14 protein-coding genes are annotated in these 15935 nt (G+C 68.3%); 9 read left to right on the forward strand and 5 right to left on the reverse strand.

Annotated elements, in window-relative coordinates; translation table 11 throughout:
* Positions 1–89: 89 nt before the first annotated feature.
* Positions 90–1025, forward strand: coding sequence for a LysR family transcriptional regulator (locus QT382_RS13010; protein ID WP_289254453.1), 936 nt, complete (start codon positions 90–92; stop codon positions 1023–1025).
* Here QT382_RS13010 and QT382_RS13015 read toward each other — a convergent pair whose 3' ends face one another.
* Together QT382_RS13015 and QT382_RS13020 are read right to left on the reverse strand one after the other, a co-directional pair.
* A complete protein-coding gene (locus QT382_RS13015; protein WP_353957271.1) occupies positions 1026–1427 on the reverse strand; it encodes a hypothetical protein in 402 nt (133 codons plus the stop codon).
* Positions 1428–1465: 38 nt separating this feature from the next.
* Complete coding sequence (locus QT382_RS13020) at positions 1466–2839, reverse strand: serine/threonine-protein kinase (RefSeq protein WP_289254454.1); 1374 nt, start codon at positions 2837–2839, stop codon at positions 1466–1468.
* A gap of 59 nt (positions 2840–2898) precedes the next feature.
* Here QT382_RS13020 and argS point away from each other — a divergent pair, with 59 nt between their 5' ends.
* The 7 genes from argS to QT382_RS13055 all read left to right on the forward strand — a co-directional run bounded on the left by argS (position 2899) and on the right by QT382_RS13055 (position 10346).
* Entirely contained in the window at positions 2899–4614 is a 1716-nt protein-coding gene (argS, locus tag QT382_RS13025; protein WP_289254455.1) for an arginine--tRNA ligase, read from the forward strand.
* Positions 4611–5324 (forward strand): SPOR domain-containing protein, encoded by a 714-nt coding sequence (locus tag QT382_RS13030; protein WP_289254456.1) that lies wholly within the window; start codon positions 4611–4613, stop codon positions 5322–5324. Before argS ends, QT382_RS13030 begins: the two co-directional genes overlap by 4 nt.
* 44 nt (positions 5325–5368) lie before the next feature.
* Positions 5369–6022 (forward strand): thiol:disulfide interchange protein DsbA/DsbL, encoded by a 654-nt coding sequence (locus tag QT382_RS13035; protein ID WP_289254457.1) that lies wholly within the window; start codon positions 5369–5371, stop codon positions 6020–6022.
* 79 nt (positions 6023–6101) lie between these two features.
* Positions 6102–6731, forward strand: coding sequence for a lipopolysaccharide transport periplasmic protein LptA (lptA, locus tag QT382_RS13040; RefSeq protein ID WP_289254458.1), 630 nt, complete (start codon positions 6102–6104; stop codon positions 6729–6731).
* Positions 6732–6745: 14 nt separating this feature from the next.
* Positions 6746–7501 (forward strand): LPS export ABC transporter ATP-binding protein, encoded by a 756-nt coding sequence (lptB, locus tag QT382_RS13045; RefSeq protein WP_289254459.1) that lies wholly within the window; start codon positions 6746–6748, stop codon positions 7499–7501.
* A 21-nt stretch (positions 7502–7522) separates the two neighbouring features.
* A complete protein-coding gene (locus tag QT382_RS13050; RefSeq protein ID WP_289254460.1) occupies positions 7523–9028 on the forward strand; it encodes an RNA polymerase factor sigma-54 in 1506 nt (501 codons plus the stop codon).
* Positions 9029–9083: 55 nt separating this feature from the next.
* A complete protein-coding gene (locus QT382_RS13055; RefSeq protein WP_289254461.1) occupies positions 9084–10346 on the forward strand; it encodes a THUMP domain-containing class I SAM-dependent RNA methyltransferase in 1263 nt (420 codons plus the stop codon).
* 3 nt (positions 10347–10349) lie between these two features.
* Here QT382_RS13055 and QT382_RS13060 read toward each other — a convergent pair whose 3' ends face one another.
* Positions 10350–11084, reverse strand: a complete 735-nt coding sequence (locus QT382_RS13060) for a 16S rRNA (uracil(1498)-N(3))-methyltransferase (RefSeq protein WP_289254462.1) — start codon at positions 11082–11084, stop codon at positions 10350–10352.
* A 35-nt stretch (positions 11085–11119) separates the two neighbouring features.
* Here QT382_RS13060 and QT382_RS13065 point away from each other — a divergent pair, with 35 nt between their 5' ends.
* On the forward strand, positions 11120–11584 hold the full coding sequence (locus QT382_RS13065) for a DUF6265 family protein (protein WP_289254463.1): 465 nt from the start codon (positions 11120–11122) through the stop codon (positions 11582–11584).
* A 50-nt stretch (positions 11585–11634) separates the two neighbouring features.
* Here the strand turns inward: QT382_RS13065 and QT382_RS13070 are convergent, their stop codons facing one another.
* On the reverse strand, positions 11635–14016 hold the full coding sequence (locus QT382_RS13070) for a YCF48-related protein (RefSeq protein WP_289254464.1): 2382 nt from the start codon (positions 14014–14016) through the stop codon (positions 11635–11637).
* Between the two features lie 169 nt (positions 14017–14185).
* Positions 14186–15859 carry a long-chain-fatty-acid--CoA ligase gene (locus QT382_RS13075; RefSeq protein ID WP_289254465.1) on the reverse strand — a complete coding sequence of 558 codons (1674 nt, stop codon included), beginning with the start codon at positions 15857–15859 and terminating at the stop codon, positions 14186–14188.
* Positions 15860–15935 lie beyond the last annotated feature (76 nt).

Consider the following 15935-nt stretch of genomic DNA (forward strand, 5'->3'; position numbering starts at 1 on the left):
AGACCCGCCGGCATGAAAGATTGCTGACGCCAAACGCATTGGATTCATTACTTTCATGCAAAGATCCGGCCAAATTCCCGGTCGATTACATGGATCGCCTGAAGCAGATCGAATCCTTCGTCGCCATCGCCACCAAGGGCAGCCTGAGCGCCGCGGCCCAGGCCGAGGGCGTGACCCCGGCCGTGATGGGCCGCCGGCTCGACGCCCTGGAACAGCGCCTGGGCATCAAGCTGATGCTGCGCAGCACGCGCCGGCTCACGCTGACCCACGAGGGCAGCGCCTTCCTGGAGGACTGCCAGCGGCTCTTGATCGACTTTGCCAATGCCGAGGCCTCGGTCAGTGCCGGCGGCCTGCAGGCGAGCGGCCATTTGCGCCTGACCGCGCCGGCCGGCTTCGGCCGCCGCCATGTGGCGCCGCTGGTGCCGGAATTCCTGGCCGCGCATCCGGACCTCAGCGTCTCGCTCAACCTCAGCGACCGCATCGTCGACCTGGCGGCCGAGGGCTATGACTGCGCGGTGCGGGTCGGCGACCTGCCCGACTCCAGCCTGGTCAGCCAGCGCCTGGCCGACAACCGCCGGCTCTGCGTGGGCGCGCCGGCCTACCTCAAGCGCGCCGGCACGCCGCGCCATCCCTCGGAGCTCACCCGCCATGCCTGTCTGGTGCTGAGCTCGGACGCCAGCCAGTCGCGCGGCTGGGCCTTCATGATCGACGGCCAGCTGGTCCATCTGCGGCCCAGCGGCCGCCTGGACTGCAGCGACGGCCAGGTGCTGCACGACTGGTGCCTGGCCGGCCTGGGCCTGGCCTGGCGCTCGACCTGGGAGGTGGAGGCCGACATTGCCGCCGGCCGGCTGCGTGCCGTGCTCGACGACTTCGCCGCGCCACCCAATGGCATCTACGCGGTCTATGCCCAACGCAAGCACCTGCCGCTGCGGCTGAGGCTGTGGATCGACTTCCTGAAGTCCAGGTACGGCAACGCCGCCTACTGGCGCGGGGCCGGCGGGCGGCGTCCGGACGGACCAGCTTGACTACTTCGCAGCGGCCCCGTCGGCCACGCACTTCTTGGTAAAACTGGTCTTGGCGGCACCATGCAGCTTCTTCTCGGCCGCCTTGGCCTCGCAGGCGGCTTCCGGGCCGGCCGCGGCAGGGGCGGCGCCGCCGGCATCGGCCACGCATTTCTTGGTGAAGCTGGTCTTGGCCGCGCCGGCCAGCTTCTTCTCTGCGGCCTTGGCATCGCAGGCTGCGGCGGCATCGCCACCACCACCGGCATCGGCCATGCACTTCTTGGTGAAGCTGGTCTTGGCGGCGCCGGCCAGCTTCTTCTCGGCCGCCTTGGCCTCGCAGCTGGCGGCCGCGTCGGCCGCAAAGGCCGGTGCCGCGAACGCGGCGGACAGCACGACGATCAGGGAAAGCAGGGACTTCTGGTTCATCACTTCTACCTCTCTTGACGACTACGGGAAACCATCGACTACATGATCCGGCGCGGATGTGACAGCTGCTCATGGGCCGCATGCAGGCGCCGCACCAGCACCTGGATGAAGGCGCGGTCGAAGCGGTGCTGGCATTCCGGGCTGAGCAGGCCCAGCGATTCGGGCGTGAACGAGATCGTGGTGCAGACCTCGCTGACGCGGATGTCGGTGCTGTGGCGGCGCAGGTCGGGATTTGGCGCCAGGTAGACCATCTCGCCCACCGAGGTGCCCTGGCCCAGGGTCACTACCTTGGTGCCGTCGCGGAACACCTCGACCGCCCCCTGGGCAATGATGTGGAAGGTATTGCCCTCCTGGCCTTTCTTGTACAGCGCATGCTCCAGCGGATAGCGGCGCCAGCGCGCGCGGTGCACCACCTCCCACAGCTCCACGTCGCCGAAGTCGCTGAAGAACTCCAGGTCGCGCAGCATGTTGAAGCGCTCCGAGTCGCGCACCTCGTAGAGCCGCGCCAGTGGCACCAGCTGCTTGGACACCAGCTCGGACAGCGCGCGGGCGAAGGCGTCCCAGGTCTGGAAGCGCTGCTCCGGATGCTTGGCCAGCGCGGTGAAGATCACCTTCTCCAGCTCGGCCGTGACCCCGCCGCGCAGGTCGACCAGCGAGGTCGGCTGCTGGTGGTAGATCTGGTGCATCAGCGCCATCTGGTTGGGAGCGTCGAACGGCGGCCGGCCGGCGATCAGGTGATAGAGCACGGCGCCCAGCGCATAGATGTCGGCCCGGCAGTCCACGTCGCCGCCCTCGACCTGCTCCGGCGGCATGTAGGCCAGCGAACCGACGCGATGGACTTGCGTCTTGTCCGACATCAGGTTCAGGGCCGAACCGAAGTCGCTGACCTTCACGTCGGTCAGCAGGCCCTGGCTGTCCAGCACGGCCAGCAGATTGGCCGGCTTGACGTCGCGGTGGATCACGCCCTGGCGGAACACATAGTCCAGCGCCATGGCGCACTTGAAGCCCAGTTCGACGATCTGGTCCAGCGGCAGCAGCCGGTCGCTGCGGCAGAAGTTCTTCAGCGTGACCCCGGGCACGAACTCCATCACCAGGTAGGGCGAGTCGGGGTCGGGCACGGCATCCAGGATCTGCACCACGTTGGGATGCTGCAGCCGGCCGGCCAGGGCGGCCTCGGCGGCGAAGAAGCGGTTGCTGATCTGGTCGGCCGGGTTGTCGGAGGCGATGGCCCAGGACCGCACCCGCTTGATCGCCACCTCGCAGCCGCGGAACTCGTCCATGGCCAGGAACACATCGCTGGTCGCCCCCTCGCCGAGGCGACGCAGCACCTTGTACTTGCCGATGTAGGCCGGCAGATCGCCGGTGGTGCTGGCGATCGAGGCCGTGAGGCTGCCGGACTCGGTGCTGCTCATGCGGCGATCATACGGGCCGGCCGGCCCTCAAAAAGGCCCTCCCCGTAGAATCCCGCCCCATGATCCAAGCCAAGCAGGAACTGCTCGCCGCCCTCGGCGAAGCCATCCAGGAACTGAACCCCGGCAGCGCGCTCGCTGCCGCCTTCGAGTCGCCCAAGCAGGCCAGCCACGGCGACTTCGCCTGCACCGTCGCGATGCAGATGTCCAAGGCGCTCAAGACCAATCCGCGCGCCCTGGCCGAGCAGCTGATCGCTGCCCTGCAGGCAAGATCAGCCTTCCAGCGCTGGACCGAGAGCCTGGAGATCGCCGGCCCCGGCTTCATCAACATCCGCCTCAAGCCGGCCGCCAAGCAGGCCGTCGTGGCCGAGGTGCTGGCCGGTGCCGGCCGCTTCGGCCACCAGGCCGGCAACGACACCCATGTCATGGTCGAGTTCGTCTCGGCCAATCCGACCGGCCCCCTGCACGTGGGCCACGCCCGCCAGGCCGCGCTGGGCGATTCGATCTGCCACCTGTTCGAGACTCAGGGCTGCCAGGTCACCCGCGAGTTCTATTACAACGACGCCGGCGTGCAGATCGCCACGCTGGCCGACTCCACGCACAAGCGTCTGCAAGGGCTGAAGCCCGGCATGCAAGGCTGGCCCGAGGCCGCCTACAACGGCGACTACATCCAGGACATCGCCGACGCCTTCCTGCGCAAGGAGACGGTCAAGGCCGACGACCGCGAGTTCACGGCCTCGGGCGACGTCAACGACCTGGACGGCATCCGCCAGTTCGCCGTGGCCTACCTGCGCCATGAGCAGGACCTGGACCTGCAGGCCTTCGGCCTCAGGTTTGACAACTACTTCCTGGAGTCCAGCGTCTACGCCGGCGGCCAGCTGGAGAAGGCGGTCGAGCGCATGGTCGCCAGTGGCAAGACCTACGAGGAAGGCGGCGCGCTGTGGTTCCGGTCCACCGACTACGGTGACGACAAGGACCGGGTGATGCGCAAGAGCGAAGGCGGCTTCACCTACTTCGTGCCTGACGTGGCCTACCACGTCAACAAGTTCCAGCGCGGCTACACCAAGTGCATCAACATCCAGGGCACGGACCACCACGGCACCATCGCCCGGGTGCGCGGTGGCCTGCAGGCCCAGGAGCTGGGCATTCCGCAGGGCTTCCCGGACTATGTGCTGCACAAGATGGTCACGGTGATGAAGGGCGGCGAGGAGGTCAAGATCTCCAAGCGCGCCGGCTCCTACGTGACGCTGCGCGACCTGATCGAATGGACCAGCCGCGATGCGGTGCGCTTCTTCCTGATCAGCCGCAAGGCCGACACCGAGTTCACCTTCGACGTGGACCTGGCGCTGAAGCAGAACGACGAGAACCCGGTGTTCTATGTGCAGTACGCCCATGCGCGCATCTGCTCCATCATCCGCAACTGGGGTGGCGACGAAGCCCAGCTCCAGGGCGCCGACCTCAGCCTCTTGAGCGCGCCCACCGAGGCCGCCCTGATGCTCAAGCTGGCCGACTACCCGCGCATGCTGTCCGGCGCCGCCAACGGCCTGGCGCCGCATGACGTGGCCTTCTACCTGCGCGACCTGGCCGGCCTGTTCCACAGCTACTATGCGGCCGAACGCGTGCTGGGCCAGGCCGAAGACCTGACCCGCGCCCGGGTGGCCCTGCTGGCCGCCACGCGCCAGGTGCTGCGCAATGCCCTGGCGGTGCTGGGTGTCAGCGCGCCGGAAGCGATGTCCCGCGAATCGACCGAATCGGAAGAAAAGGCAGAGAAGGCATGAGCGAAAAGAAGGGTGGTGGCAAGCCCGGCGCCGGTGGCGCGCCCGGCGGTGGCAGCAGCAGCGAGCAGCGCGGCGGCTTCGTCCTCGGGCTGATCGTCGGCCTGCTGATCGGCCTGGCCGTGGCCCTGGGCGTGGCGCTGTACATCAACAAGACGCCCATCCCCTTCGTCAACAAGGTGCCGCAGCGCACGGCCGAGCAGGACGCCGAAGAGGCCGAGCGCAACAAGAACTGGGACCCGAACGCCCCGCTGGCCGGCAAGAACGGCAAGGCGGCCAGCGGCGTGGTCAGTGCCGGCGAAGCCCCGGCGCCCAAGCCGGCTGCGGCCCACGCCAGCAGCGCCGCCCCGGTCCAGGCCCCCGCGCCAGCCCCGGCCGCCGCACCGGCTCCGGCGCCGGTCGCCAGCAAGGCCGTGGCCAGGACCGAGTCCAAGCCTGAAGCCAAGGCCGCCGACGCCAAGGCAGCGTCAGCCGACCCGTCGATCTACTTCGTGCAGGCCGGCGCCTACCTGAAGACCGACGACGCCGAGGCCCAGCGCGCCAAGCTGGCCTTGCTCGGCCATGTGGCCAAGATCTATGAGTTCGAGCAGTCGGGCCGCACCGTCTACCGGGTCCGCATCGGCCCCCTGGATGCCCGCGACGAGGCCGAAGGCCTGCAGAAGAAGCTCGAGGGCTCGGGCGTCGAGGCCAACCTGGTCCGCGTGCAGCGCTGAGCCGCCGCCCTCCCCATTCCCTTCCCCTTACAGAGGAAAGCTCCATGAAGCGCCGTGATTTCTCCGCCCTCGGACTCGCCGCCCTGGCCGGCAGCAGCGCCTGGGCCCAGGGCGGGCCGGTCGAAGGCAAGCATTACAAGCGCCTGGGCAACCCGGTGCCGACCACGCCCGGCAAGATCGAGGTGATCGAGTTCTTCTGGTACGGCTGCCCGCATTGCTATGCGCTGGAGCCGATGCTGCGTGAATGGGTCAAGCAGCTGCCGGCCGACGTGGCCTTCCGCCGCATCCATGTGGGCTTCCGGCCCAACATCAAGCCGCACCAGAAGCTGTTCCTGACGCTGGAAGCGCTGGGCAAGTCCGAGGAGCTGCAGGGCCGGGTGTTCGAGGCCTTCCATCGCGAACGTGTCGACGTGGAAGAGGACAAGGACATGCTGGCCCTGGCCGTGCGGCTGGGCGTGGACCAGGCCAAGTTCGCCGCCATGTACAACTCGTTCGCGATCAACGGCAAGATGGCCACGTCCAACAAGCTGAGCGAGGCCTACAACATCGACGGCGTGCCGGCCCTGGGCATCGCCGGCCGCTTCTGGACCTCGCCCTCCATGGTCGGCGCCGCCGGCATGAGCGAGCAGGACATGGGCATGCGCGCGCTGCAGGTCACGAACGCCCTGATCCAGGGCGTGCGCAACGGAAAGCTGTGACGCATTTGACGCCGGCTGGGGCGGGGGCTGGCCCTAGAATGGCCTGCAATTTCTGTGCCGCGATTGCACCTTCCCTGCCATGCGTCTTCCTGCCCTGCCTTCCGCACTGCCGCTGCTGCTGACCGCCCTGCTGGTCGCGGCACCCGTGGGCGCCGCCAAGGGCGACCGCGAACGCGATCTCAGCATCAGCCATGACGAAGGCGGCCGCGCCGAGCTGGCCAACCAGCTGACCGAATTCACCGGCAATGTGCAATTGAGCCAGGGCAGCCTGCTGCTCAGGGCCCACCGGCTGCAGCTGCGCGAGACGCCGGACGGCTTCTTCCAGGCCAATGCCACGGCCAAGCCGGGCGAGCAGGTCAGCTTCAAGCAGGACCGCGACAAGCCGGGCGAGAGCATCGAGGGTTTCGCCGACCAGATCGACTACGACGGCAAGGCCGAGACCGTGCGCTTCACAGGCAATGCCGTGCTGCGCCAGCTGCGCAACGGCCAGGTGTTCTCGGAAACCGTGGGCAGCGAGTTCGTCTACGACAACCGCAAGGAAGAATTCCTGACCAAGGGCGGCGCCCATGAGCGCAGCCCCAACGGCCGGGTCCGCCATGTGTTCACGCCTAGGCTCGCCGCCGAGGCCGCTGCGTCGGCCGCCAGCAGCCCGGCCGTGCCGCTGAAACCCAGCAGCACCCTGCAGACCGCTCCGCGCAAGCCCCAATGAGCCTGGAGCAAGCCATGACCGCCGGCCAGCCCAGCCGGCTCGAAGCCGAGGGCCTGCAGAAGACCTACGGCGTGCGCCGCGTGGTCAAGAACGTGCATCTGGCCGTGGACAGCGGCGAGGTCGTCGGCCTGCTGGGGCCCAACGGCGCCGGCAAGACCACCAGCTTCTACATGATCGTGGGCCTGGTGCGCGCCGATGCCGGCGAGATCCGCCTGGACGGCGAAGCGCTGGAGCGCCTGCCCATCCACCGCCGCTCGCGCCTGGGCCTGTCCTACCTGCCACAGGAAGCCTCGATCTTCCGCAAGCTGACGGTGGAGGAGAACATCCGCGCCGTGCTGGAGCTGCAGCAGGACGAGAACGGCAAGCCCTGGACCAAGGCCCGCACCAACGAGATGCTGGACAGCCTCTTGCACGAGCTGTCGATAGAGAAGCTGCGCGACAGCCCGGCGCCGGCCCTGTCCGGTGGCGAGCGGCGGCGCGTCGAGATCGCCCGCGCCCTGGCCACGCAGCCGCGCTTCATCCTGCTGGACGAGCCCTTCGCCGGTGTGGACCCGATCGCGGTGCTGGAGATCCAGCGCATCATCGGCTTCCTGAAGGCGCGCGGCATAGGCGTGCTGATCACCGACCACAACGTCCGCGAGACCCTGGGCATCTGCGACCGCGCCTACATCATCAGCGAGGGCGAGGTGCTGGCCGAAGGCACGCCGGACGAGCTGGTCGCCAATGCCGACGTCCGCAAGGTCTATCTCGGCGAACACTTCCGGATGTAAGGCCGATGGCGCTGCACTGAGATGAAGCCCACCTTACAGGTCCGCCTCAGTCAGCACCTGGCGCTGACGCCCCAGTTGCAGCAGTCGATCCGGCTGCTGCAGCTGTCGACGCTGGAGCTGCACCAGGAGGTGGAGCAGATGCTGGCGCAGAACCCGCTGCTGGAGGCCGACGAGGAGTTCGGCAATGCCGTCACCGCGCCCGAGCTGAGCGAGATCCGCGGCAATGCCGCCGACGAGCCCGATGCCTCGCCCGCCGGTGAAGGCGAGACCAGCGCCGAGATCAAGGCCGAGGACTTCGGCACCACCGAGCGCGACGACTGGGAGAACGGCACCGAGGGCGACGACTTCGACGGCATCCGCGAAACCCCCGGCAGCAGCGCTCCCGCGGGCGACGACGACGGCGAGCGGCCCGAGTCCGAAGGGCCCGGCATCAGCCTGCAGGATCACCTCAAGCAGCAGATGGCCGGCATGTCGCTGAGCGAGGAAGACCGCGCCGCGCTGTTCGTGCTGATCGAATCGCTGGACGAGGACGGCTACCTGGCCGACCCGCTGGAAGAGATCGCCGCCGCCCTGGCCGGCGAGGCGGCCGACGCCGAGGAACTGGACGAGCTGCTGGACCGGCTCAAGGTGGCCCAGCGCTGGCTGCAGAGCATGGAGCCCACCGGCGTCGGTGCCCGCGACCTGTCGGAATGCCTGCTGCTGCAGCTGCGCGCCCGGCCGCGCAGCCAGGTGCAGGTTGTCGCCATCCTGATCTGCAAGAGCCTGCTTGAACACCTCGCCAGGCGCGACCTGCGCAAGCTGATGGCCCTGACCGGCGCCGACGAGCAGCTGCTGCGCGAGGCGCAGGCCCTGATCCAGAGCCTGGAACCCAAGCCGGGCCGGCAGTTCGCGCGGGGCGAGGCGGCGGCCGTCGTGCCCGATGTGATCGTGGTGAAGAGCGGCCGCGGCTTCAAGGTCATGCTCAACCCCGAGGTCGCGCCCAAGCTGCGCATCAACGAGCTCTATGCGCAGGCGCTGCGCCAGACCCGCGGCGGCATCAGTAACAGCCCGCTCGGCGGCCAGCTGCAGGAGGCGCGCTGGTTCATCAAGAACATCCAGCAGCGCTTCGACACCATCCTGCGGGTCTCGCAGGCCATCGTCGAGCGCCAGAAGGGCTTCTTCCAGCATGGCGCGCTGGCGATGAAGCCGCTGGTGCTTAGAGAAATAGCCGACGAGCTGGGCCTGCACGAATCCACCATCTCGCGCGTCACCACGGCCAAGTACATGGCTACGCTGCACGGCACCTTCGAGCTCAAGTACTTTTTCGGCTCGGGCCTCAACACCGAGGCCGGCGGCAATGCCTCCAGCACGGCGGTACGGGCACTGATCAAGCAATTCGTCGATGCCGAGGATCCGAACAAGCCGCTCTCGGACAGCTCGCTGTCGGAGATGCTGGAGGAGCAGGGCATCCAGGTGGCCCGCCGCACGGTGGCCAAGTACCGCGAGGCGCTGAAGATCGCGCCGGCCAATCTGCGCAAGGCGCTGTGAGCCGGGGCCTGGGGGACAATCGGCGCTTCTTTGCCTTGTCTCCTCTGGCCCGCCGATGTCCCGCCCCGAATCCCTAGAACTCTTTGTCTCCTGCCCCGGCGGTGTCGAACCGCTGCTGGAGGCCGAGCTGCGCGCCCTGTTCCCGCGCGGCCTGCTGGAGCCGCTGCGCGGCGGCGTGGCCGTGCACAAGGCGCCGGCCGAGGTGGTGCTGAGCATCAACCTGGAAAGCCGCCTGGCCCAGCGGGTGCTGGTCGAGCTGATCGAGGGCGGCTACCGGCATGAGGACGACCTCTATGCCCTGGCCCGCAAGGTCGACTGGACGCGCTGGATAGGCCCCAGCGAGACCATCAAGATCGACACCACGGCCCAGCGCTCGCCGCTGCGCAGCCTCAATTTCGCCACGCTGCGCATCAAGGACGCGATCTGCGACACGATCCGCGACGCGACCGGCGAGCGGCCCAGCGTGGACACCCGCGAGCCCGACCTGCCCGTGGTGCTGCACCTGAGTGAAGAGCGCGCCGCGCTCTACGTGGACACCTCGGGCGCGCCGCTGTTCAAGCGCGGCTGGCGCCTGGACAAGGGCGATGCCCCGCTGAAAGAGACGCTGGCCGCCGCCATGCTGGCGGCGGCCGGCTGGCAGGGCACGGCCGAGACCGGCGGCGCCCTGCACGACCCCTGCTGCGGCTCCGGCACCATTCCCATCGAGGCGGCCCAGATCGCCTGCGGCATCGCCCCCGGCCTGCAGCGCCGCTTCGCCTTCGAACGCCAGAAGCCCTTCGCCGCGCTGCGCGCCCGCTGGGCCGAGATGAAGCAGGCCGCAAAGGAACGCATCCATGCGCCGGCCGTGCCCATCTACGCCAGCGACGTGGCCTTCCGCATGGTCGACTTCGCCCGCCGCAATGCCGAGCGGGCCGGCGTGGCCCAGTACATCCAGTTCAACGGCGGCGATGCGCTGGAACGCCCGGCGCCCAAGCTGCCCGCGGGACTGGGCGGCACGCTGATGATGAACCCGCCCTATGGCGAACGGATCGAGGTGCGCGGCAAGGCCGCGGCCGTGCGCGATGCCTCGGGCTCGGAGCAGCGCGACGCAGACGACGACTTCTTCCCCCGCCTCGCCTCGCACTGGAAGCATGGCTACACCAGCAACGAGGCCGGCTGGACCGCCTGGATGCTGAGCCCGGACATGAAGCTGCCGAACAAGATGCGGCTCAAGGAATCGCGCCGCTTCCCGATGTGGAACGGCCCCATCGAATGCCGGCTGTTCCGCTTCGACCTGGTCAAGGGCTCGGCCCGCGAGAAGCGGGCCGAAGCCTCTTGAGCCTCAGCTCTTTTCGCTGAGGGCCAGCCAACCGAGCACGGCCAGCGGGGCCGTGTCGGCCCGCAAGATGCGCGGACCCAGCTGGGCCGCGACAAAGCCTTGCGCCCGCGCGGCCGCTTCCTCGGCCGGACTCAGGCCACCCTCAGGGCCGCTCAGCACCAGGGTCTGATCGCCCGGTACCGCCGTCAGCCTGGACAGCGGTTCAGCGGCCATCGGGCTCAGCAGCCAGCGCCGCTGCGAGGCAAGACCCGGCCCCAGGCTGGCCAGCCAGGCCGCCAGGCTCTGCACCGGCTCGATCTGCGTGACCTTGCTGCGGCCGCTCTGCTCGGCCGCAGCCACAGCCACACCCTGCCAATGGGCCTGCTTCTTGTCGGCCCGCTCGCCGGCCAGGCGCAGGACCGAGCGTTCGCTCATCAAGGGTTGGATGGCGGCGGCACCCAGCTCGGTGGCCTTTTCGACAATGCCGTCCATGCGGTCGTTGGCCGGCATCACCACGGCCAGGGTGACCTGCTGGGCCAGCTCGCGCTGCACCAGCTGGCGCGACTGCAGGTGCACCCGCACCTCGCTGCGGCCCATGGCCGCGACCTCGGCCTGGTATTCGAAGCCCGAGCCATCGAACAGCGTGACAGGACTGCCCGGTTGCAGGCGCAGGACCTGCACATGGCGGGCCGCGCCGGGGGGCAGGGACATTTCGGACTGGCCTTCCAGGGCCTGGTCGACGTAAAAACGCGGAGGCATGCGGGGATTGTCCCGCAGCCAGAACCGGAGTTCCCATGCGATCTGCGCTTGCCCTCGTTGCCCTGCTGCTGAGCGGCGCCGTCCAGGCCCAGGAAGCGGCCGCGCCACCGGCCTGGATGGCCGGCTGCTGGAAGCTGGAAGGCTCCGATGCCGGCTCGGCCGAGCAGTGGATGGCGCCAGCCGGCGGTCAGATGATGGGCATGTCGCGCACGCTTCGGCGCGGCAAGCTGGTCGAGTTCGAATTCCTGCAGATCCGGCCCAATGCCGAAGGCAAGCTGGAATATGTCGCCCAGCCGCAAGGCCGGCCGCCGACCGCCTTTGCGCTCAAGGAGCAGGGGCCGCAGTCGGTGCTGTTCGAGAACCCGCAGCACGACTTCCCGCAGCGCATCAGCTACAAGCGCGACGGCCTGCAGATGCAGGCACGCATAGAAGGCGAGCGCAACGGCAAGCTGCGCGGCATCGACTTCGCCTTCCGCAAGATCGCCTGCGACGGCGAGTGAGCCACGGCCCATTTTGAAGAACGGGCCGCCCCAGGGCGGCCCGTTGTCGTTCAGAACCCGCCGGTGGCGGTCACCAGCAGGGCGCCGGACGCGCCGCTGATCCAGATCGTCTTGGCATCGACGATGCTGATTTCGCCATAGCCCTGCTGGCCCGAGTTGGGCTGGGTGACCCAGGTCTTGCCACCGTCCGTGGTGGCCATCAGCAGGCCGCTGTCGCCGACCAGCCAGCCGCGCTGCGCGTCGAAGAACTTGATGTCGCGCACCGTGCTGTAGGCCGGGCCGACCTGGATCGTGGCCCAGTGCTCGCCGCCGTCGTTGGACTGCAGGATCGCCGCCGAGGTGTAGCCCGCGCCTATCCACAGCGTCGGCAGTCCGGCCACGGCGGTGCCGGCCGAGTTGCCTGCGGCCGCGGCCTGCCAGGTCGCGCCGGCATCTTTCGTGAACAGGTGCTTGCCGTCCTCGGCCACGGCGGCCCAGCGGGTGGCGTCGGCAAACAGGATCTTGCGGGTATTGAACAGCGCCCCCAGGCCTTCGATCCTGGTCCAGTTGTCGCCGCCGTCCTTGGAGACCACCCAGTAGCCCGAGTTCACCTTGCCCACGCCCAGCTGGGCATCGAAGAAAGTGAAGTCCGCCAGACCGGGGGCCGGCTTGAGCGTCCAGGTCGCGCCACCATCGGTGGTCTTGTAAAGGATAGTCTGCTCGATCAGCCAGCCGACCTGGGCATTGGCCAGCTGGACGATGGGGCGGTAGGCCGTGCCCACGCTGGTCTTCTCGCCCACGCGCCTCACGGTCCAGCTGCGGCCGCCGTCCTTGGTCTCGCTGAGCGTGCGGTTGGTGACGGTGATGCCGTGCAGCGCATCGGAGAAAGAGCTGCTGCGGGCGGCATCGGCATTGTCGATCAGGCCGACCTTGACCCAATGCGCACCACCGTCGCGAGTCTGGTGCACGGTGCCGTCGGAGGCCGTCAGCCACAGACTGACCGGGCCCTTGAGGGAGATATTGCCCCAGTAGGACGGCCCGCCGTCCGGTGCCGCCAAGTCGGACCAGGTACCACCGGCGTCACGGCTGACCCTGGCCGCCCTGGGGGTCGGGTAGAAGGGGCCGTCATAGGCGGGCCAGTAGCGATCCTGGAGCGCAAGCGTGCTTCCGTTCACGAGCACGACCAGCTGAGTCGGGATGTTGAGCTGGGGGTCGGTATAGAGATCGGTGCCGTACAGCCGCCAGGTCTTTCCATAGTCGGTGCTCTGCGCCGGGCGGGTGTAGGACACGCCGAACAGGTTCTTGCCATCGCTGCTGGAGGCCATCAGCGCCAGGTTGCCCACGATGGGATAGGGGCTGGCCGGTTCGCTCGGATCGCTGACCAGGGTCCAGTTCGCACCGCCATCGGCCGTACGGAAGAAGCGGAAGTTGTTCGCCTCCTTGACCAGCAGGGTGAGCGACTCCCCGCCGCCGGATGCCATGCTCACGGTGGCGTCGACGCTGCCCAGATCGAGCACCTGCGTGCGCGTCAGGCCGGCATCGCTGGACTTCGAGACCTTCCTGGTCGCCGCGTCGTAGTACCAGAGCAGGCCGGTGTCGCTCATCAGCTGCGGCGCGGGGCTCAGCGCGCGCCAGGACAGGCCGGCATCGGTGGTGACGCAGCTGGGCACGTTGGCGGCGGCCATCAGATAGGCCGTGTCCGCGCCAGGGGCGCTGATCGAAAACGCCGTTGCGCTCGAGCAGGCGGCGGGCACCGTGCTGGACGACCAGGTGGTCCCTCCGTCGCGCGTCTTGATCACCGAAGCATCGCCGTACAGGATCCAGCCGTTCTGGGCATTGGCGAAGGCGGCGGAGCGCAGGTAGCCGGTCGTGCCCGAGTTCTGGCTGGTCCAGGTGGCGCCGCCGTCGGTGGTCTTGGCCACCGCGCCCAGCGAGCCCACGCGCCAACCGGTGGATGCGTCGATGAAGGACACATTGAGCGGAATGCTGGCGCCGGTCATCGAGGTCTGAACGCACCAGCCGCTGTTGTTCGCGCCGCTGCAGTTGAGGCCGCTCACATTGGCCAGGGTGTTGATGCTCAGCGTGGCCTGCACTTCGCGGCTGTCGCCGGTGGCATTGCTGACCTTGAGCAGGACCTTGAAATCGCCGCCCCGCACATAGCTGTGGCTGGGCGAGGTCTCGGCGCTCTTGCTTCCGTCGCCGAAATCCCAGGCATAGCTCAGGCCGCTCAGCGCCTCGGTGGAGCTGGCGAACTTGACGCTGGCGCCGGCACTGGCCGTCGCAGGCAGTTGGATGGCCAGCGTCGTCGGAATAGGTGTTCCGGCCGGCGGCTGCACCACGGGACCGCTACCGCCGGTCGCACCGCCCCCGCCACCGCCGCCACAGGCTGCCAACATGGCAGCCAGCATCAATCCGGCCGCCGTGGGCCAGACGCGCATCGTCTTCTTGTTCACTCAGGCTCCCTGTCGTCAGGACTTGGTCCGTCCACGGATAGGCCGCATCCTGCTCTTGGTGTCTGGTTGCTGCGGCAATCAATCACCTCGCGATGGAGGTGCGCGCAGTGTATGGCGACCTTGGTGACGACTCAGCGAACGCCGATCAACAACCGCGGCTGGCTCCGTCCTACTTGTCGCGCAGCTCGCGGCGCAGGATCTTGCCCACCGGCGTCTTGGGCAGCTCGGTGCGGAACTCCACCACCTTGGGCCGCTTGTAGCCGGTCAGGTTGGCCTCGCAGAAGGCACGCACGTCGGCCTCGGTGACGTTGGGGTCCTTCTTGACCAGCACCACCTTGACCGCCTCGCCGGCCTTGGCGTCGGGGATGCCGACCGCCGCCGCCTCGAGGATGCCGGGCATCTGGGTCAGCACGTCCTCGACCTCGTTCGGATACACGTTGAAGCCGCTGACCAGGATCATGTCCTTCTTGCGGTCGACGATCTTGAAGTAGCCGCGCTCGTCCACCACGCCCACGTCGCCGGTGCGGAAGAAGCCGTCGGCCGTCATGACCTTGGCGGTCTCGTCGGGGCGCTGCCAGTAGCCGGCCATCACCTGCGGGCCCTTGATCGCGATCTCGCCGACCTGGCCCATGGCCACCTCGGCGCCGTCATCGTCCAGCAGCTTGAGCTCGGTGCTGGACAGCGGCAGACCGATGGTGCCGGTGTAGGCCGTGCTGTCGGTGGGGTTGCAGGCCGCCACCGGCGAGGTTTCCGAGAGGCCGTAGCCCTCGCAGATCGGGCAGCCGGTCTTCTCCAGCCACAGCTTGGCCGTGGCCTGCTGCACCGCCATGCCGCCACCGACCGAGATCACCAGGTGGCTCCAATCCACCGTGTTGAACTGCGGATGATTGGCCATGGCCATGAACAGCGTGTTCACCGCCGGCAGGCTGTTGAAGCGGTGCTTGCTCAGCTCCTTGAACACGGCCGGCAGGTCGCGCGGATTCGGGATCAGGATGTTGGCGCCGCCAAGGTGCATGGACAGCATCATGTTCGTGGTGAAACCGAAGATGTGATACAGCGGCAGGGCGCAGATGCTGACCAGCTGGTCGCTGGCCGGCACCTTCTTCAGCGCCGGCTGGTACCAGGCCTCGGCCTGCATCACATTGGCCACCAGGTTGCGGTGCAGCAGCACGGCGCCCTTGGAGACGCCGGTCGTGCCGCCGGTGTACTGCAGCACGGCGATGTCGGTCGGCACTACCTTGGGTGCCTTGTAGGCCTTGGCGCGGCCCTGGGCCACGGCGTCCTTGTAGCGCACGGCGCCGGGCAGCTCGAACTCGGGCACCAGCTTCTTCACCTTGCGCACCACGTAGTTGACGACCATGCCCTTGGCAAAGCCCAGCAGATCGCCCATGGAGGCCAGGATCACATGCTTGGTCGGCACGCTGTTCGCCACCTGCTGCAAGGTGGCGGCAAAGTTCTCCAGGATGACGATGGCCTTGGCGCCCGAGTCCTTGAGCTGGTGCTCCAGCTCGCGCGGCGTGTACAGCGGGTTGACGTTGACCACCACATAGCCGGCGCGCAGCACGGCGGCCACGGCCACCGGGTACTGCATCACATTGGGCATCATCAGGGCGACGCGGTCACCCTTCTCCAGGCCCAGGCCCTGCAGGTAGGCGGCCAGCGCCTTGGAGTCGGCATCGAGCTGGCCGAAGCTCATGCCGCGGCCCATCATCTTGTAGGCGTTGCGCTCGGGGTACTTCCTGAAGGCCGATTCCATCAGGTCGACCAGCGAGGGGTACTGGTCGGCATTGATCTCGGCCGCCACACCGGCGGGGTAATTCTTCAGCCAGATGTTCTTGTCCATTGCTGTCTCCAGGGTCGCGGGCGGCATTCTCACCGATGCCTGGGCCCAGGGGCGGGGGCGCTGTGCGCCCTCCGCC

The sequence above is a fragment of the Pelomonas sp. SE-A7 genome (genome assembly GCF_030345705.1).
Taxonomy (GTDB): Bacteria; Pseudomonadota; Gammaproteobacteria; order Burkholderiales; family Burkholderiaceae_C; genus JAUASW01.